The organism is Thalassobaculum fulvum (assembly GCF_014652915.1).
In the GTDB taxonomy this organism is placed as follows: domain Bacteria; phylum Pseudomonadota; class Alphaproteobacteria; order Thalassobaculales; family Thalassobaculaceae; genus Thalassobaculum_A; species Thalassobaculum_A fulvum.
This window is the reverse complement of sequence record NZ_BMZS01000008.1, coordinates 115,607-132,869: the sequence shown is the minus strand read 5'-3', so window position 1 is coordinate 132,869 and position 17,263 is coordinate 115,607. Positions and strand designations below refer to the sequence as shown.

Sequence of the window (17,263 nt, the reverse complement as noted above, 5' to 3'; positions counted from 1 at the left end):
GATCGTAGCCTCCCTCGCGAATGCGGCGTGACGATGACGTCACTCGTTGCGGAGCAGCGGGGCCGGGCGCTGGCCGAGGGCCCGCCAGGTGCCCGCGAAGCCGAACGTCAGGGTGACCGCGGTGGCCAGCGCCGCGACCGCGGCCACCACCTCCGGCGCCAGCACGAAGTCGGAGCGCATGACCCGGGTGACCACCACATAGGCGGCGCCGGACCCGACGACGGCGGCGACGGCGGCGGTCGCCAGCCCGAGGATGCCGTACTCCAGGGCATAGGTCTTCAGGATGCGGGCGCGGGTGGCGCCGAGCACCTTCAGGACCACGGCGTCGCGGACCCGTCGGGCGTGGCCGGCGGCGACGGCCCCGGCCAGCACCAGGATGCCGGCCACCAGGGTGACCGCCGCGGTGGCGCGCACGGCGGTCGAGACCGCCCGGAGGATCCGGTCGGCGGCCTCGATCGCGTCCTTGACCCGGATGGCGGTGACGTTCGGCAGCGCGTCGGTGACCCGGCGCTGGACCGTCGCCTCGGCCGCGGGATCCGACACCCGGACGGTCGCGACGATCGAGTGCGGGGCGGCCTCCAGCGTGCCCGGCGCGAACACGAAGATGAAGTTCATGGACATCGAGGACCAGTCGATCCGCCGGAGGTTGGCGATCGTGGCGGTGATCGGCCGGCCGAGCACGTTCAAGGTCACGGTGTCGCCGACCCCGACGCCCAGGCCCTCGGCGATGCGGGCGTCGAACGAGATCAGCGGCGGCCCGGCATAGTCCGGCGCCCACCACTCGCCGGCCACCACCTCGGCTCCCTCGGGCGGCTCGGCGGAATAGGTCAGGCCGCGGTCGCCGCGCAGCGCCCAGGCGGCGTCCGGGTCGGCCGACAGGGCCTCGGCATCGACGCCGTTCACCGCCGCGATCCGGCCGCGCACCATCGGGGTGGTCCGGACCTCGGTCACCTCGGGGATGGCGTCGACGATCGACTGGAACCGCGTCGCCTGGTCCGGCTGGATGTCGATGAAGAAGAACGCCGGGGCGGCTTCGGGGATGCGCTCGGCAACCTGGCGGGCGATGTTGGCCTGGATCAGCGCGACCGCGATCAGCACCGTCAGCCCGAGGCCGAGCGCCAGCACCACGCCCGCCGTCGGTGCGCCGGGGCGATAGAGGTTCGCGAGCGCGATCCGCAACTCCGGATTCCGCGGCCGGCCGGCCCGCCGGGCCGCCGTCATCACCACACGGGCCGCTCCCAGGAACAGGGCGAAGGCGGCGGCCGACCCCGCCACGAACCAGCCGGCGAACGCCCGGTCCTGCGAGGTGGCGACCGCCAGGGCCGCCAGCAGCGCCACGGTCCCGGCGGTGGCGGCGATCACGAGCGCCGCCGGCCGGCCGCCCAGCGGCGCCACCACGGCGCGGAACAGCGCCGCCGCCTGCACCTGCCCGGCACGCCCGAGCGGCCACAGCGAGAAGGCCAGCGCCGTCAGCAGACCGAAGGCCGCGGCGACCGCGAGCGGCAGCGGATACAGCCTGACCGGCAGGTCGAACGGCAGCAGCGGCCCGGCCAGTTCGGCCGCCGCGATCGGCGCGGCCGCGCCGACCGCCAGGCCGATCAGGGTCCCGGCGGCGGCCAGCACCAGCACCACCGCCAGATAGGTCCGGAACACCAGCGCGCGCGACGCGCCGAGGCATTTCAGGGTCGCGATGGTCTCGGTCTTGCCGTCGAGATAGGCCTTCACGGCCATCGCCACGCCGACCCCGCCGACCAGCAGCGAGGTCAGGCCGACCAGGGTCAGGAACAGGGTGGTGCGCTGGACGAAGGTGTCGAAGCCGGGGGCCGCGCTCTCCAGCGAGCGGGGGCGCCAGCCGGCGTCCGGGAAGCGGTCGTCGAGCCGCTCCAGCCAGGGCTTCGGAGCGGTGCCGGCGGGCAGGGCGATCCGGTAGTGGTAGCGGATCAGCGATCCGACCTGGACGAGCCCGGTGGCCGGCAGGGCCGCCTCGGACACCATCAGCCGCGGTCCGAAGCTGGCGAAGGTGACGATCCGGTCGGGCTCGGCGGCCAGCACGGCGCGCAGCTCGACGGTGGCGTCGCCGAGCCGCAGCCGGTCGCCGACCGCGAGCCCGAGCCGGTCGGCGAGCGACTGTTCCGCGACCGCGCCGAAGGTGCCGTCGCGCCCGGCCAGGGCGGCGTCCAGCTCGATCGCCGGTTCCAGCCCGACCGCGCCGACCAGCGGATAGGCGTCGTCGACCGCCTTCAGCTCGACGAGGGTGCGGGCCGAGCCGTCGACCGTGCGCGCCATCGCCCGCATCTCGGCGACCGCCGACACGCGCCCCGAGGCCTCCAGGAAGGCGCGCTCGGCAGCGTCGGCCGGGCGGTGCACCAGCCGCAGGTCGACGTCGCCACCGAGCAGGCGCCGGGCGTCGCCCTCGATCCCGGCCATCATGGCCGAGGAGACCGAGCCGACCGCCGCGATCGCCGCTACGCCGAGGGCGAGGCAGGCCAGGAAGATCCGGAAGCCCTTGAGGCCGGTCCGCAGCTCGCGCCGGGCGAGGCGCAACGGAAGATGCAGGGGAAGCGGCAGCGTCACGGCCGGCTACTCCGCGGCCAGGGCGGCGTCGCCGTCGACGATGCGGCCGTCGGCGATGTGGATCACCCGGTCGCAGCGCCCGGCCAGCGTGGTGTCGTGGGTGATCAGCAGCAGGGTGGTGCCGTGGTCGCGGGCCAGCGAGAACAGCAGCTCGATGATGGTGTCGCCGGTCCGGCCGTCGAGGTTGCCGGTCGGCTCGTCAGCCAGCAGCAGCCGCGGGCGGCCGACGAAGGCGCGGGCGATGGCGACGCGCTGCTGCTCGCCGCCGGAGAGCTGGTCGGGGTAGTGGTCGGTGCGCGCCGCCAGGCCGACCCGGGCGAGCGCCGCCTCGGCCGCCTCGAAGGCGTCCGCCCGGCCCGCCAGTTCCAGCGGGATCGCCACGTTCTCCAGGGCGGTCATCGTCGGCACCAGCCGGAACGCCTGGAACACGATCCCGACATGGTCGCGCCGGAACCGCGCCAGCGAATCCTCGTCGAGCCCGACGAGATCCCGCCCCGCTACCCGGACTAGGCCCGTGCTCGGCGCCTCCAGCCCGGCCGCGACCATCATCAGCGTCGACTTGCCGGCGCCCGACGGGCCGACCACGCCGACTGCCTCGCCGGCCGCCACCGACAGGTCGATTCCGCGCAGCACGTTGACCTCGCCGGCCGCACTCCTCAGTTTCAGGGTGACGCCCTCGAGGCGGATGATCGGCTCGGCCGTTGCCGGCTGGGCGGCGTGCGGTCGGTCGGGAGAAGTCATGGTGTCGCGTTCCATCATCGTTGCCGTGGGACCCCGGTGCCGGCGGCGAGCCTCACGCCCATATGGTCCCTTGGCCGGACCGATAAAAGCGCTGGCCGTCCTGGTGCTGCTTCTCGGGCTCGCCGTGCCGCATACGGGGCGGGCGGCCGATCCGATCACCATACTGGGTTTCGGCGACTCGCTGATGGCCGGCTACGGCCTCGGCAGGGCGTCCAGCTTCCCGGCCCAGCTCCAGGCGGCGCTCACGCAGAGGGGCCATGCGGTCCGGCTGGTGAACGCGGGGGTGTCCGGCGACACCTCGGCCGGCGGCAAGGCCCGGCTGGCCTGGTCGCTGGCCGAGAACCCGGACGCGGTGATCATCGAGCTCGGCGCCAACGACGGGCTGCGCGGGCTGGCGGTCGAGGAGCTGCGCAGCAACCTCGATGCGATGCTGGGCGAGCTGGACAGGCGCGGCATTCCGACCCTGCTGGCGGGCATGCGGGCGCCGCCGAACATGGGCCGCGACTACGGCCGGGCGTTCCGGCAGGTCTATGCGGATCTCGCCCGCAAGTACGACGTGGAGTTCTATCCGTTCTTCCTCGACGGGGTCGCCGCCAACGCCTCGCTCAACCAGGGCGACGGAATCCACCCGACCGCCGAGGGCGTCGGCGTTATCGTCGAAGGGATCCTCCCGACGGTCGAGGCGCTGATCGAGCGGGTTCGGGCGAAGCGCGGCGGCTGAGGGGTTGCGGCGGCGGGTGGGGTCCGGATCCGTCCCGCCGTCGGCGGTCCGGTCCGGAATGACGAAGAAAGCGGGACTGCCGATCTCCTCCCCCTGTCGTCATTCCGGACGGACGCGCCACCCCTGGCGAGGCCGAGCCGGAACCCACGAAGCGACGGTCATCGGGCCCGCCGTGCCCGCACCGCTGCCGCCAGCCGCTCCAGCATCGCCACCGAGGTCTCCCAGTCGACGCAGCCGTCGGTGATGCTCTGGCCGTAGACCAGCGGCCTGCCCGGCTCCAGGTCCTGGCGGCCGGCGACCAGGTTGCTCTCGGCCATGACGCCGATGATGCGGCGCTCGCCGGCGGCGATGCGCCCGGCCACGTCGTCGATCACTGCCGGCTGGTTCTCCGGCTTCTTGGCGCTGTTGGCGTGGCTGGCGTCGATCATCACCTGGCCGCGAAGCCCGGCCTTCTCGGCGATCGCGCAGGCGGCGTCGACGCTGGCGGCGTCGAAGTTCGGCCCGTCGTTGCCGCCGCGCAGGATGACGTGGCAGTCCGGGTTGCCCGCCGTGGCGGCGATCGCCGCCTGGCCGCTCTTGGTGACGGCCAGGAAATGGTGCGGCTGGGCCGCCGAGACCACGGCGTCGACCGCGATCTTGACGCTGCCGTCGGTGCCGTTCTTGAAGCCGACCGGGCAGGACAGCCCGGACGCCAGCTCGCGGTGGATCTGGCTCTCGGTCGTGCGGGCGCCGATCGCCCCCCAGCCGACCAGGTCGGCGAAGTACTGCGGGGTGGCGGTGTCGAGGAATTCGCAGCCGGCCGGCAGTCCAATCTCGGCGATCCTGAGCAGCAGGCCGCGGGCCAGCCGCAGGCCGCGGTCGATCCGGAAGCTGCCGTCCAGGTCGGGGTCGTTGATCAGCCCCTTCCAGCCGACCGTGGTGCGCGGCTTCTCGAAGTACACCCGCATCACCACCTCGAGCTCGCCGGCGAACCGGCGGCGCTGCTCGAGCAGCCGGCCGGCGTAGTCCAGCGCCGCCTCGGGGTCGTGCACCGAGCACGGGCCGATGACCACGGCGAGGCGGTCGTCTTCGCCGCTCAGGATGCGGTGGATCGCGTTGCGGGCGCCGGCGACGGTGCGCGAGGCGGCGTCGCCGCGCGGCAGTTCGGCGATCACCGCGTCCGGCGGGCTGAGCGGGGTGATCGCGGCGATGCGCAGGTCGTCGGTGCCGGGCGTGATCGCCTCGGCTTGGGTCTGGATATCGTCGGTGACGGTCTTCACTTGTGGGGTCCTCCGGGTGGAGGCCCGCCGGCGACCGAAAAAGCCGCCGGGAGGGCCGGCGGCTTCGGGATGGTCTGCTGCGCTGTCTGTCTAGGTCGCGCGCACCCATGCCTCCGCCGGCGGCTGCGGATAGCTAAAGTAAAACCAGAAGCCGGCGAACGAATGGGTCATGGGGACGGTTATAGGGCGCCCGGTGCCGGTTGTCACGCCCGAGGCGCCGTGCTCCAGCGCCGCACCACCGACGGGCTCCCGTACAGGCAGTAGAACAGCCACACCGGACGCTTGAACCGTCGGGCGGCGTCCTGGCGAGCCATGCGAAGGGCATGTCCCGCGGGCAGTCCGGCGATCGCGAAGTGTTCGTAGAACAGGCCCGCGAACTCCACCGCCTCCCGTGTCGGCACCGGCCCGAGCGTGCCGATGAACGGGCGGGCGCCGGCATAGTAGAACTCCCGCCCGAAGCTCTGGAAATCCGACAGCAGCAGATCGGAGGCGCCGGAACTGCAAGCGTTGGCGAACACCACGGCGCCCCATTTCACGCCGAGGGCGTGCACCTGCCTCGGCAGCAGTCTTCCCGCGACACCCTCGCGGTAGCTGAGATGGTAGCTGGGCTGCTGGCGGCCGTGGCAGACGAAGTGCACGATGTCCTTGCCGGCCACGTCGCGCTGCAGCTCCGCCCAGCTGGCCTTTATCAGGGGCGGCGCCGCGCGGGCCTCCATGCGGCCGAAGGTCAACTGGCCGACCCGGCCGGGCCGATCGATCTCGTCGCCGACCACCAGGAGCGCCCGGTCGAGCGCGGTGGTGACGGTAGTGGGGGTCGCGATCGTCGCATGCGGCGGGCGGCTCGCGACCGGCGATCGCACGAGCACGAACCGCTCGCCCCACAGGGTGCCCTCGGGACGGCTGGCGAGCAGCTCCCACGGAATCCAATCGGCGTCGCAGTCGAAGACGACCAGCGCGTTCTCGTTGAGGCCGTCCAGCACCGATTCCAGGCCCTTCGGCGCAATCTGGGCGTACAGCTCGTTGCCGGTGGCGGCGAGTTGCGCGCGAAGGGCGTCGAGGTCCTCCGGTGTCGGTTCAGGCTCCAGCATCTCGCGGATCAGCCGGGATTGCTCGACCTGCCATGCCGCCACCCGGGCCGGCTCGAAAGCCCCCGACGACTGACCGAGGAACTCGCGGGGACCGGTCGGGCGCACCAGGGTCCAGTCGAGCCTGCCATTGTCGGCCGTCTGAACGAGGAACGTCGCCTCCGCGACGCCGGCCAGCTCAAGTGCTTCGGCATCGATCGGTTCCAACATCGTCACCGCGGCGGTGCCCGCGCTCTCCGGCGTCGTCTCGGTCCGCTCGATCACCCTGGTGGCGACGCAGCTCTGTCCGATGGTCGCGGTGCCATGCATGAACTTCACGTCGATCACCTGCTCGCCGGCGGCCCGCGGACGCAGGGCGAAGGCGACGGTTTCCGACGACCCGTCCCGTGGCACGGTCATGGCCTTGACGGGCTCCCGGACCGAGAAACCCGGCGCCTGTACGACCACCAGCAACTCGACCTCGGCCTCGCCCTCGTCGAACGGAACGGCGACCGGCCCGACGGCCGGCCCGGCGACGGCGCGCAGCTGCACCGTCAGCGTCACCTCGGCGTCGACGGAGCACTGCTCGGGAAAGTCGATCTTCGGCTCGCGTTCGAGTCGTGCCTTGGGAAGCGGCCGGTCCCCGAACAGGTGCCTGATCGTCGGCACGTGCGAACCGAACAGCATCGCCAGGTGGGCAGTCCGCGCGGTGGAATAGGCTTGGCCCACCGTGCCGACCATATCGGGCAGCGCTTCGATCGCCTCGCGAAGGATCGGGATCGCCACGCCCGGATCGCCATCCCAGCTCGTCTGCGTGCGGTTCCGCGCCACCAGGTCGAGCAGCCAGTCCAGATGCCCGTGGGGGAACTCGATCCGGTGGATGTGATGGAACGGGGCATCGAGCGCACCGTCCAGCGCGACGATGCGGTGCAAGACCTCGGCGGCTCGGGCGCGTTCCCGCGGCGACGGCAGGTGTCGGGCGGACCAGACCAGGGCAGGCAGCGCCGCCGACGCCGACATTCGCCCGGCGACCCGGACGACCCGCGCGCGTGCGTCGCCGTCCCAGCCGATGGCCGCCGCCGCGACCGCGGCGCCGGTCGCCGGGTCGGCGAAATCCTCGAGGGCTTCCGCCGTCAGAAACATCGAGAGCCCCTCGGGGGTCAGCCCGTCGATCGATTCGCGACGGTCGTCGCGGGCGATGGCCCAGACGGCGTCGGCGTCCGGATGCGGTCCGTCGTCGCCCGCGAGCTTGCGGAGCAGCGGTGTGGCGGCGTCGAGGCCAAGTTCGCTGGCCGCCTTCCTGGCGACGACGCGCGTCCATTCGTGCGGGTCGGTCAAGGCGACGGCAATCAGAGCATCCGCGGCTGCGGCCGTGTCTTCGCGCTCGAGCATCGTGCGAACCGCCTCGAACGCGCCGGCCGCCGCCGCCGGGTCCGCATGCATCCGGCTCCACCGGTCGAGAGCGGACTTCGCGGCCTGTGCGCGATGGGCCGCCGACCTCCCCGGCCTGAGAGCCGCCGGGGGGTAGCTCAGCCCGTTCCACGCCGCGATCAGCGGCCCGATGACGCCGACCGGTCCGCGCAATCCGGCGGAGGTCACCGACGCACGCAGGAATTCGAACCAGTCCGCGCGGTTGCCGGCCAGGGCCTCGCGCAGCCTGTCCTGCGGCACCTGCAGCAGCTCCGCGGTTAGCGGAAGCGGGTTCTCTCGGGTATGCGCCATCGCGATGGCCAGGGTCGAAGCCTCGTCGACCGCCAGTGGACGACGGAGCGCCCCGGCATGCTCGGCGAGCAGGCCGCCGGCCCGGGTCGGCGCGAGTTCCTGAGCCGCCCGGATTGCGCCGATGCGGATCCACCCGACGGGATCGCCGAGCGCAGCCTTCAGCGCACTCACCGGCTCCATGGCCGGGCCTAGCCGTCGTCGCCGAGGAAGGTCGCGGTCTTGTCTCTGCCGGCCAGAAGAAGCGCGATCGCGAGATAGGCGAAGAACCCGGCCGCCAGCCCGATGGCATAGCTGTCGAACCGGTCTGTGCCGGTCTGGAACAAGGTCAGGACGGTTCCGCCGCCCACGGCGCCGATGACGGTCGCGAGATCCGAGATCCCCGAATTCTTGGTGTGCCGCAGCGTTCGGTAGGTGATGAAGCCGATCACGACGCCGAAGAAGAACGGCCCGATGGAGAAGACCACGGCACCCTCCCTGCTATCACTTCGAGTTCTGCAGTATTCGATCTTCGGTTGATGGATTTGCCAAGTCAATCGCGGACAGGGTGCTCTGCATCCGCGTCGCGTACCGCGCTTCGGCGGTCGGCCGGCGGCACGGCAATCCTGGTGGGGCTGGCGTGGCGACGTGGACTTGATCCAGGTCATCCTTGAGGCGCAGGCCGGCTGCTAGGTTCGCGCAGCAACCCACCAGGAGCGAGACCACATGGGCGATTTCCACCACGATATCGGCACCGAATTTCCCGAGTACCGCGATCGCATCCACGACCTGAAGACCGGCAACGCGCATTTCGCGCGGCTGTACGACCAGTATCACGACCTCGACAAGCAGATCGCCCGGATCGAGCAGGAGATCGAGCCGACGACCGACGAGCACGCCGAGGAGCTGAAGCGCCAGCGCGTCAAGCTGAAGGACGAGATCTTCGGCATGCTGCGGGCGGGCTGAGCCACACCGAACCTCCCGAGGGTGGGGGCGTTGCCCCCGTGAGTGGGCTCCGGTATAGCGCGACCTCTTTCGTCGCCTGTTCCGGAGCCCTTTTTCATGCAGTACCGCCAGCTCGGCCGCACCGACCTCCGCGTCAGCCTGATCTGCCTCGGCTCGATGACCTGGGGCCGCCAGAACACCGAGGCCGAGGGCCACGCGCAGATGGACCTGGCGCTCGAGCGCGGCGTCAACTTCATCGACACGGCCGAGATGTATTCGGTGCCGGTGACCGCCGAGACCTACGGGCGCAGCGAGGAGATCATCGGCTCGTGGCTGGCGGCGCGCGGCACCCGCGACCGCGTGGTCGTCGCCACCAAGGCGGTCGGCCCGGGCGAGCGCTTCGGCCATATCCGCGACGGCAAGCCGAGGCTCAACCGCGCCCATCTCACCCGGGCGGTCGAGGACAGCCTGCGCCGGCTGCGCACCGATTGGATCGACCTGTACCAGCTGCACTGGCCGGAGCGCTCGGTGAACAGCTTCGGCAAGCTTGGCTACGTCCATGTCGAGGACGAGGACACCACGCCGATCGCCGAGACCCTGGCGGTCCTGGGCGACCTGGTGAAGGCCGGCAAGATCCACCATGTCGGCCTGTCGAACGAGACGCCGTGGGGCATGATGACCTTCGCCCGGATCGCCGACGCCACCGGCCTGCCGCGGCCGGTGTCGGTGCAGAACGCCTACAACCTGGTGAACCGGGCGTTCGAGGTCGGCTGCGCCGAGGTGGCGATCCGCGAGGACATCGGGCTGCTGGCGTACTCGCCGCTGGCCGGCGGCTGGCTGACCGGCAAGTACGACGGCGGCGCGCGCCCGGCCGGCGCCCGGATGACCGAGTTCGCCGACTACTTCCGGCGCTATTCCGGCGAGACCGGACAGGCGGCGATCGCCGGCTATGTGGCGCTGGCGCGCGAGCACGGCCTGGACCCGGCGCAGATGGCGCTGGCCTACGTGAACTCGCGGCGGTTCCTGACCTCGAACATCATCGGTGCCACCTCGCTGGAGCAGCTCGCGGCCGACATCGACAGCGTCGACGTGGTTCTGGGCCCGGAGGTGCTGCAGGGCATCGAGACCCTGCAGGCGCGCTGGTCGAATCCGTGCCCGTGACGGGGTAGGGTCGTCAGACGCCCGTCACTCGGTAGGTCCCGGCTCAAGGCCGGGATGAGGGAGCAAGGGGGGGCGTCTCACACCCTCATCCCGGGCGTGCGAAGCACGACCCGGGACCCCTGGCGCGGATGCGTGAGATATGGAGGTTCACCCATGCGCCTGTTCGTGGCGATCGCGATGCCGGAGGACGTCACCGACCGGCTGGCCGCCGTGATGGGCGGGCTCGACGGCGCGCGCTGGGTCGATCCGGCCGACCTGCACCTGACCCTGCGGTTCGTCGGCGAGGTCGGCCGGGACGCGGCCGAGGACCTGGCGGCGGCGCTGTCGTCGCTGCGGGCGCCGGCGTTCGCGCTGCGGCTGAGCGGCTTCGGCTACTTCGGCGGCGGCCGCCGGGTGCGGGCGCTATGGGCCGGGGTCGAGGCCCAGCCGGCGCTCGAGGTGCTGCAGGGCCGGGTCGAGGCGGCGGCCCGGCGGGCCGGCCAGCCGGCCGAGCCCCGCAAGTTCGTGCCGCACGTCACCCTGGCCCGGATGGCCGGCCCGGTCGGCGAGGACGAGGTCGCGCACTGGATCTCCGTGCGCGGAGCGTTCACGGCCGGCCCGTTCGAGGTGCGTGAGGCGGTCCTGTTCGAGAGCTTCCCGGGACGCGACGGGCCGCTGTACGAGCGCCGGCTGGCGGTGCCGCTGGAGCGCCTGCCCGACGCCGACGACTGGGAGCAGGGCGAGTTCGACTGAATCAGTCGGCCACGCCGGCGTCGGCCAGGGCGTCGACCAGGGCGGTGCAGCCGGTCTCGATCATCTCGAAGGCGCGCCGGTACTCCTCGGCATCGCGGCCGTACGGGTCCGGCACCGCCACGCCCTTCATGTCGGGCGTGTAGTCGAGGAACAGCCGGACCCGGTCGCGATGCGCCCGGCCGCCGCGGATCCGCAGGTCGTGGACGTGGCCGCGATCCATGCCGAGGATCAGGTCGAAGCGCTGGAAGTCCTCGTCGGTGAAGGCCCGCGCGCGCAGGCCGGAGAGATCGTAGCCGTGGCTCTGGGCCGTCATGCGGGCGCGCAGGTCGGGAGCCTCGCCGACATGGCCGTCGTACAGGCCGGCGGAGTCGACCAGGACCTTATCGCCGAGACCGCGCTTCTCGAGCATCGCCCGGGCGATTCCCTCGGCGGTCGGCGAGCGGCAGATGTTCCCGGTGCAGACGAACAGGATGCTGTACATGCCGGTGCGTGAGGTGGTCTCGGTTACGGCGGGCTCAGATACCGGGGGTCGCGCCCGGCGCTGCGGGCGGTTACAGTCGCGACCCGGCCGGGGGCGGTCAAGAGCGGGTTTGTCGCAGACGAGCAAGGCGGGAGCGACCGTGAAGGATCTGAAACCGACGGATGCGATCGTCATTCTGACCGGGGCCGGTATCTCCAAGGAGTCCGGCCTCGATACCTTTCGCGATGCCGATGGAATCTGGTCGCGGGTACGGATCGAGGACGTCGCGACGCCCGAGGCCTTCGCCCGCGACCCGGTCCGGGTGCACGAGTTCTACAACGCCCGGCGCAGCGGTATGCTGAACCCGAACGTGCAGCCGAACGCCGCCCATGCCGCGTTGGCCCGGCTCGAGCGGGAATGGCCGGGCCCGGTGCTGCTGGTCACCCAGAACATCGACGACCTGCACGACCGCGCCGGCTCGACCGCGCTGATCCACATGCACGGCGAGATGTTGAAGGCGCGGTGTGCCGGCTGCGGCGGGGTCGGGGCGTGGCGCGAGGACATCACCGTCGCGACCGCCTGCCCGTCCTGCGGCGGCGCCGGCGGCATGCGGCCGCACGTGGTGTGGTTCGGCGAGATGCCGCTGGAGATGGACCGGATCATGGCGGCACTGGCGGAGTGCGCGCTGTTTGTGTCGATCGGCACCTCCGGCAACGTCTACCCGGCCGCCGGCTTCGTGCAGGAGGCGCGCTACGTCGGCGGCGCCCACACGGTCGAACTCAACCTGGAGCCGTCGGCCGGGGTGACCGACTTCCACGAGGCCCGGCACGGCCCGGCGACCGAGCTGGTGCCGGCGTTCGTCGAGGAGCTGCTTTCGCGGGTGTAGGGCGCCCGTCGCGCCGTGGATCCCGGGTCTCGCTTCGCTTGCCCGGGATGACGTCAGGAGAGGGCAATGCCTCGGCGACCGCCTCCTTTTCTGCCGTCATCCCGGACGTCGCGCAGCGGCGATCCGGGACCCATGGCGCGACGGGCCCTCACCCTCAGAACGGCGTCCGCACGATGCCGCCGTCGCAGCGCAGGGCGGCGCCGTTGGTGGCCGCGGCGGCCGGCGAGCAGGTGTAGCAGATCAGCGACGCCACTTCGTCGGGCTCGGCATAGCGCTGCAGCAGCGAGGTCGGCCGGCGCTCGGTGAAGGTGCGGCGCTTGAACTCCTCGGCCGAGATGCCCATGGTCTCGGCCCGCGCCGCCACCCGTTCGACCTGCGCCTCGACCCAGGTCGGGCCCGGCAGCACCGAGTTGACGGTGACCCTGGTTCCCTTGGTGAGTTCGGCGCAGCCGCGGGCGATGGCGAGCTGGGCCGCCTTCGAGAAGCCGTAGTGGATCATGTCGGCGGGGATGAAGATCGCCGATTCCGACGACACGAACACCACCCGTCCCCAGTCCTTGTCGAGCATCTTCGGCAGGTAGTGGCGGGTCAGCCGCACGCCGCTCATCACGTTGACGTCGAACATCCGCTGCCAGTCGTCGTCCGGGGTGTCCTCGAACGGCTTCGGCTCGTAGATCCCGGTGTTGTTCACCAGGATGTCGACGTCCGGGGCCATCGCGATCACGTCCTCGCAGCCGGCGACCGTGCCGAGGTCGCCCGGGGCCGAGCCGAAGTCGCCGTCCGGCACCCGCACCCGCAGCTCGCCGATGGCGTGGTGCACGGTCTCCTCGGTGCGGCCGTTGACCAGCACCCGGGCGCCCATGGCGGCCAGGCCGGCCGCCGTCGCGTAGCCGATGCCGCGGGTCGAGCCGGTGACCAGGGCGGTCCGCCCGGACAGGTCCATGTCGAACGCCTTCATGGCGGAGTCCTCCTCTCGTCGTCTGATTGTCTCGTGCCGCGGACGCGACCATGCCACAGTTCCGCCACCAGGAAACGAGCGTCAGGAGAAAGGGACCATGAGCGAGCCGGCGACCGTGAAGATGGTCGAGTACGCCGAGGCCAGCGACGAGGTGCGGGCGGTGTTCGACGACATCATGGCGACCAAGGGCATCGACTTCGTGCCGAACGCCTGGAAGGTGTTCGCCAGTCATCCGCCGAGCCTGAAGCGGCTGTGGTACGGGCTGAAGGAGGTGATGGCGCCGGGCGCGCTCGACCCGAAGTTCAAGGAGATGATCGCGATCGCGGTGTCGGCGACCAACGGCTGCGACTACTGCACCCGCAGCCACACCGCGGCGGCCCGCAAGCTCGGCATGTCCGACGCCGAGTACGGCGAACTGATCGCCGTGGTCGGAATGTTCAACCAGACCAACAAGATGTCCGACGCGTACAAGATCCCGGTCGACGAGGTGTTCCTGCGCGCCTGGTAGACGGCGCCTGGCTTCGCGGCGGCCGGTGGGTCCCGGATCTACGCGGCGTTGCCGCTCCGTCCGGGATGAGGGTCGGTAGGAATTCACCCATTGTCCTCATCCCGGCCGAAGCGCAGCGGAGAGCCGGGACCCGCGAAGCGACGGGCGTCAGTTGGAGATCGCCTGCGCCCCGTCGATGTAGAAGGTCTCGCCGGTCAGGAACGGGATGTCCTCGGTCACGATGGCGGCGACGAAACGCGCCACCTCCCAGGCCTCGCCGGGGCGGCCGCGCGGGATCGCCCGCTCGATGAAGGCGCGGAACCGGGCGTCCTCCATGTGCGCCTTGTTCAGGTCGGTCATGGTGAAGCCCGGGGCGACGTCGACCACCCGGATGCCCTGCTTCGCCCATTCCACCGCCAGGCAGCGGGTGATGGCGCCGATCGCGGCCTTCGAGGCGGCGTAGGCGGCGTTGTACTTCACGCCCATCTTGTCGTAGTGCGAGCCGATGTTGACGATCACCCCGCCGCCGGCCGCGAGCAGGTGCGGGTGGGCGGCCTGGCAGGCGGCGAAGGTGCCGAGCGCGTTGGTGTGCAGCACCGCGGCGAAGTCGTCGAGGTCGAACGCCTCGCTGCGGCCCTGACGGTGGATGCCGGCGTTGTTCACCAGGGCGTGCAGGCCGCCGGTCCGGGCCGTCAGCTCCGCCAGGGCGGCGCGAACGGACGCCGGGTCGTCGACGTCGCAGGCGATGCCGACCAGGCGCGGCTCGATGTCGGCCGGCACCGCGCTGTCCTCCGGGCCGATCCCCTTGCGCGACAGGCAGCCGACGGTCAGGCCGCGGCGCGCCAGTTCCAGGACCATGGCGGCGCCCAGTCCGCGCGACGCTCCGGTCACGGCCACGGTTCTGGGCTCTCCGGACGCCGGAGCGGCTGCGGTATCGGTCATGGCGGTCTCTCGGACGGTCGCGATGGCGGGACCGCATCCTGGGGCAGCCGGCCGGCTTTGGCCAGATCGGCGGCGGCCGGACCCGCGGGCGTCAGTCGATGACCGGCCGGCCGTAGGTTTCGGGGTCGATGATCATGGCGTAGCGGTCGCGCTTCACCCCGTCGCTGCTGAGCGGCAGGAGCAGGCGCACGAACGACCACATTTGGCCGTGCGGGTCCTGGAACTCGCGCCGCATCAGTTCCGGCTCGCCGCGTGCCATGGCACGCTCGATGCCCTCGCGTACCTTTTCGACGTCGCCCGGCGCGAACCCCTCGGACAGGCCGGTGCCCTTCATCTCGCGCCCGTGGCCGTCGGTCAGCAGGGAGCCGCCGAGGTCGACGATCCAGTCGCCGCTGTCGGGATTCTTGCGCAACAGGCTGACCCCCTTGATGACCGCCACCGGCAGGGTCAGGGGGTCGAGCGTCTCGGGAAGCCGTCCGGTCGAGGCGTTGCGCCATACCTTCAGGCACTCGGCGAGCAGCGGGTAGTCGGCGATCTCCGCGATCGGGATCTCCACATGGATGCTCGGCAGGCGCCAGAACGCTTCGGGGGCCAGGGTCGGAGATCTCATTGGCCGGGATCCTCGGGGTCGACACGACCGAAGCTGTCCGGATCGATCACCGTCACGAAGCGGTCGACGCCGTCGCCGGCGCGGCCGAACGGCAGGAACAGGCGGACGTACGACCACCGGCGGCCGCGCGGGTCGACGAAATTGCGGCGCATCAGTTCCGGCTGACCGCGCTGCACCGCCGCGTGGATCGCCGCCTTGACCTGGGCACGGTCGGCTTCGGAGAACGCTTCGACCAGACCGGTGCCGCGCAACTCGGATCCGACATGCTCCGTGATCAGGCGGCCGGCCAGCCGGACCCGCCAGTCGTCGGTGTCGGCGTCGAACTCGAACAGGTTGAGCCCGGCGATGGCCGAGCGCGGGAACACCAGCGGGTCGACCTGCGAGGGCAGGCCGTCCGCGACCAGGCTGCGCCAGCTCTCCAGGCACTGCGCCAGGATCGGATAGTCGACGAGCCGGTCCAGCGGCAGCGTCGCATGCTCGCCCGGCAGTGCCCAGAAGGCACCGAGCGGTTTCCCGACCAAAGTCTTCATCGGGCGCATTCTGCTTCCCCGTTCCCGGAAACCGGCGTTCTCCGGGAATCTTTCGCATCGTTTCTGCGAAGCGGCCGGCCGGGCAATCGCCGACTTCCTCGCGGCTCTGCGCAAGTGTGATCGGGCCGCCCGATGGCGTCCAGTGCGGGAAGCCCTTAGTTCTGCCCGCCCGATGGCCGGGGCCGAATTCACCCGGCCAGCAGGTACAGGAGACCCAGTCCGGTCAGGCGGCGCTGGACCTGCCTGAGTTCCGCCCGCGCCGCATCGCGCTGTCCGGCGAACCGGTCCAGCACGGCGCCCACCCGGGTCGGGCCGTCGATCGCCGACAGGACATCCAGCCCCAGGTCCGAGAGGCGCAGGCCGACCGAGATCGTGCGGCCGTCCACGTCGATCTGGATGCCGCGCGCCTGTTCGGACCGGCCGCGCAGGGTCGCGGCCAGGGCAGGCGGGCGGATGCCGGCCGGAACGAGCACGGTCGCTGGGTCATCGAGCAAGCGCTCGGCGGGATCCTCGTCTTCGGCAGCGGCGCCCTGGTCGTCCCGGACGGCATAGAACACGTGCTTCTTCAACGAGCCCTGCAGCAGTTCCGCCAGCTGCCGGCCGGTCCGGTGATCGAGACCGGCCGCCGCCGCCCGCAGGGTCGGGTCCCGCAGGGCCGGTACCGGATCGTACAGGAAGGGCGGCGTGAACGTCCGGATCCGCAGGCCCGCCGCCGCGAACAGCTCGTCGAGCTCGGCGACGCCGAAGGCGCGGTCCCGCGGGTTGAGCAGCACGTCCGCCAGCTCGGCGTCGTCGGCGTCGGCCAGGGCCTGGAACGCGGGGTTCCGGCGCAGCCAGTTGGTCTGCGGCAGGCCGCGCACGAAGGCGCGCGCCAGGGCCACGGCGTCGGGCCGTCCGGCATCGACTCCCAGAAGCGCGAGCGCGGCCTGGGCCTGGTAGACGCCGGTCCGACCGATCCGGCCATATGCCATCACCCCGATGCCGCCGCCCGGGGCCAGCACGCGCGACAGCACGGCCAGCGCGGTCCGCGGCTCGGGGACGTGGTTGAGGACGCCGCAGAGGTCGATGTAGTCGTACGGCCCGTCGATGCCCTCGGCGAGGGATTCGAGCGGTGCGACCCGAAACGCGACGTCCTGCAGCCCGAGGGTGGCGGCGCGGGCGCGGGCAATGGCGCAGGACCGTTCCGACAGATCCACATAGTCGATCCGTCCGGCCAGCCCCAGCCGCCGGAGCCAGCCGCCGAGGCAGACGACGGCGTCGCCGGTACCGCCGCCGGCGACCAGCAGGCGCAGCGGCCGGCCCGCCGGGAGCCGACCGCCGAAGACGTGATGGGCGACCGCCGGCAGCGAACCCGGCCGGATCCAGGCGAGATCGCCGACGGCGGCGTCCGGGTCGCGGTGGGGATAAGGGAACCGCTCGTAGAAGGCGGCGATCCGGTCCCCGGGGCCGGCGTCCGTCACCGCGGGCTCCGGTGCCGTGCCGGCCGCCGACCGGG

17 protein-coding genes are annotated in these 17,263 nt (G+C 71.8%); 6 read left to right on the top strand and 11 right to left on the bottom strand.

Features of this window, described 5'->3' with window-relative positions; all coding sequences use genetic code 11:
• Positions 1–39: 39 nt before the first annotated feature.
• Both IE246_RS17140 and IE246_RS17135 read right to left on the bottom strand, forming a co-directional pair.
• A complete protein-coding gene (locus tag IE246_RS17140) occupies positions 40–2,574 on the bottom strand; it encodes an ABC transporter permease (RefSeq protein ID WP_189991871.1) in 2,535 nt (844 codons plus the stop codon).
• Between the two features lie 6 nt (positions 2,575–2,580).
• On the bottom strand, positions 2,581–3,315 hold the full coding sequence (locus IE246_RS17135; protein WP_229837323.1) for an ABC transporter ATP-binding protein: 735 nt from the start codon (positions 3,313–3,315) through the stop codon (positions 2,581–2,583).
• Between the two features lie 70 nt (positions 3,316–3,385).
• Here IE246_RS17135 and IE246_RS17130 point away from each other — a divergent pair, with 70 nt between their 5' ends.
• A complete protein-coding gene (locus tag IE246_RS17130; protein ID WP_229837321.1) occupies positions 3,386–4,036 on the top strand; it encodes an arylesterase in 651 nt (216 codons plus the stop codon).
• A gap of 158 nt (positions 4,037–4,194) precedes the next feature.
• Here IE246_RS17130 and IE246_RS17125 read toward each other — a convergent pair whose 3' ends face one another.
• The 3 genes from IE246_RS17125 to IE246_RS17115 form a co-directional block, all read right to left on the bottom strand.
• A complete protein-coding gene (locus IE246_RS17125; protein ID WP_308434496.1) occupies positions 4,195–5,295 on the bottom strand; it encodes a 3-deoxy-7-phosphoheptulonate synthase in 1,101 nt (366 codons plus the stop codon).
• 203 nt (positions 5,296–5,498) lie between these two features.
• Complete coding sequence (locus IE246_RS17120; protein WP_189991865.1) at positions 5,499–8,252, bottom strand: CHAT domain-containing protein; 2,754 nt, start codon at positions 8,250–8,252, stop codon at positions 5,499–5,501.
• A gap of 17 nt (positions 8,253–8,269) precedes the next feature.
• Positions 8,270–8,545, bottom strand: coding sequence for a hypothetical protein (locus tag IE246_RS17115; protein WP_189991863.1), 276 nt, complete (start codon positions 8,543–8,545; stop codon positions 8,270–8,272).
• A 238-nt stretch (positions 8,546–8,783) separates the two neighbouring features.
• Between IE246_RS17115 and IE246_RS17110 the strand changes: the two genes are divergently transcribed.
• The 3 genes from IE246_RS17110 to thpR all read left to right on the top strand — a co-directional run bounded on the left by IE246_RS17110 (position 8,784) and on the right by thpR (position 10,895).
• The gene (locus IE246_RS17110; protein ID WP_189991861.1) at positions 8,784–9,023 is read left to right on the top strand and encodes an HP1242/YdcH family protein; all 240 of its coding nucleotides are present in this window, start codon (positions 8,784–8,786) and stop codon (positions 9,021–9,023) included.
• A gap of 96 nt (positions 9,024–9,119) precedes the next feature.
• Entirely contained in the window at positions 9,120–10,163 is a 1,044-nt protein-coding gene (locus IE246_RS17105) for an aldo/keto reductase (protein WP_189991859.1), read from the top strand.
• A gap of 153 nt (positions 10,164–10,316) precedes the next feature.
• Positions 10,317–10,895 (top strand): RNA 2',3'-cyclic phosphodiesterase, encoded by a 579-nt coding sequence (thpR, locus tag IE246_RS17100; protein WP_189991857.1) that lies wholly within the window; start codon positions 10,317–10,319, stop codon positions 10,893–10,895.
• A 1-nt stretch (position 10,896) separates the two neighbouring features.
• Here the strand turns inward: thpR and IE246_RS17095 are convergent, their stop codons facing one another.
• Entirely contained in the window at positions 10,897–11,376 is a 480-nt protein-coding gene (locus IE246_RS17095) for a low molecular weight protein-tyrosine-phosphatase (protein ID WP_189991855.1), read from the bottom strand.
• 139 nt (positions 11,377–11,515) lie between these two features.
• Between IE246_RS17095 and cobB the strand changes: the two genes are divergently transcribed.
• Entirely contained in the window at positions 11,516–12,241 is a 726-nt protein-coding gene (gene cobB / locus IE246_RS17090; RefSeq protein ID WP_229837319.1) for a Sir2 family NAD+-dependent deacetylase, read from the top strand.
• 154 nt (positions 12,242–12,395) lie between these two features.
• Here the strand turns inward: cobB and IE246_RS17085 are convergent, their stop codons facing one another.
• Entirely contained in the window at positions 12,396–13,199 is an 804-nt protein-coding gene (locus IE246_RS17085; protein ID WP_189991850.1) for an SDR family NAD(P)-dependent oxidoreductase, read from the bottom strand.
• Positions 13,200–13,296: 97 nt separating this feature from the next.
• Here IE246_RS17085 and IE246_RS17080 point away from each other — a divergent pair, with 97 nt between their 5' ends.
• Positions 13,297–13,707 carry a carboxymuconolactone decarboxylase family protein gene (locus IE246_RS17080; protein WP_189991848.1) on the top strand — a complete coding sequence of 137 codons (411 nt, stop codon included), beginning with the start codon at positions 13,297–13,299 and terminating at the stop codon, positions 13,705–13,707.
• Positions 13,708–13,854: 147 nt separating this feature from the next.
• Here IE246_RS17080 and IE246_RS17075 read toward each other — a convergent pair whose 3' ends face one another.
• The 4 genes from IE246_RS17075 to IE246_RS17060 all read right to left on the bottom strand — a co-directional run bounded on the left by IE246_RS17075 (position 13,855) and on the right by IE246_RS17060 (position 17,228).
• Positions 13,855–14,583 (bottom strand): SDR family NAD(P)-dependent oxidoreductase, encoded by a 729-nt coding sequence (locus IE246_RS17075; protein ID WP_229837312.1) that lies wholly within the window; start codon positions 14,581–14,583, stop codon positions 13,855–13,857.
• A gap of 136 nt (positions 14,584–14,719) precedes the next feature.
• On the bottom strand, positions 14,720–15,238 hold the full coding sequence (locus IE246_RS17070; protein ID WP_189991844.1) for a PAS domain-containing protein: 519 nt from the start codon (positions 15,236–15,238) through the stop codon (positions 14,720–14,722).
• Positions 15,235–15,768 carry a PAS domain-containing protein gene (locus IE246_RS17065; RefSeq protein WP_189991842.1) on the bottom strand — a complete coding sequence of 178 codons (534 nt, stop codon included), beginning with the start codon at positions 15,766–15,768 and terminating at the stop codon, positions 15,235–15,237. Before IE246_RS17065 ends, IE246_RS17070 begins: the two co-directional genes overlap by 4 nt.
• Positions 15,769–15,956: 188 nt before the next feature.
• Positions 15,957–17,228, bottom strand: coding sequence for a class I SAM-dependent methyltransferase (locus IE246_RS17060; RefSeq protein WP_189991840.1), 1,272 nt, complete (start codon positions 17,226–17,228; stop codon positions 15,957–15,959).
• Between the last annotated feature and the right edge of the window lie 35 nt (positions 17,229–17,263).

Coding starts and splice junctions, on each gene's coding strand:
- IE246_RS17135 (WP_229837323.1), bottom strand. CDS start 3,315: ATGACTTCTCCCGACCGACCGCACGCCGCCCAGCCGGCAACGGCCGAG.
- IE246_RS17110 (WP_189991861.1), top strand. CDS start 8,784: ATGGGCGATTTCCACCACGATATCGGCACCGAATTTCCCGAGTACCGC.
- IE246_RS17105 (WP_189991859.1), top strand. CDS start 9,120: ATGCAGTACCGCCAGCTCGGCCGCACCGACCTCCGCGTCAGCCTGATC.
- thpR (WP_189991857.1), top strand. CDS start 10,317: ATGCGCCTGTTCGTGGCGATCGCGATGCCGGAGGACGTCACCGACCGG.
- IE246_RS17095 (WP_189991855.1), bottom strand. CDS start 11,376: ATGTACAGCATCCTGTTCGTCTGCACCGGGAACATCTGCCGCTCGCCG.
- IE246_RS17085 (WP_189991850.1), bottom strand. CDS start 13,199: ATGAAGGCGTTCGACATGGACCTGTCCGGGCGGACCGCCCTGGTCACC.
- IE246_RS17080 (WP_189991848.1), top strand. CDS start 13,297: ATGAGCGAGCCGGCGACCGTGAAGATGGTCGAGTACGCCGAGGCCAGC.
- IE246_RS17070 (WP_189991844.1), bottom strand. CDS start 15,238: ATGAGATCTCCGACCCTGGCCCCCGAAGCGTTCTGGCGCCTGCCGAGC.
- IE246_RS17065 (WP_189991842.1), bottom strand. CDS start 15,768: ATGAAGACTTTGGTCGGGAAACCGCTCGGTGCCTTCTGGGCACTGCCG.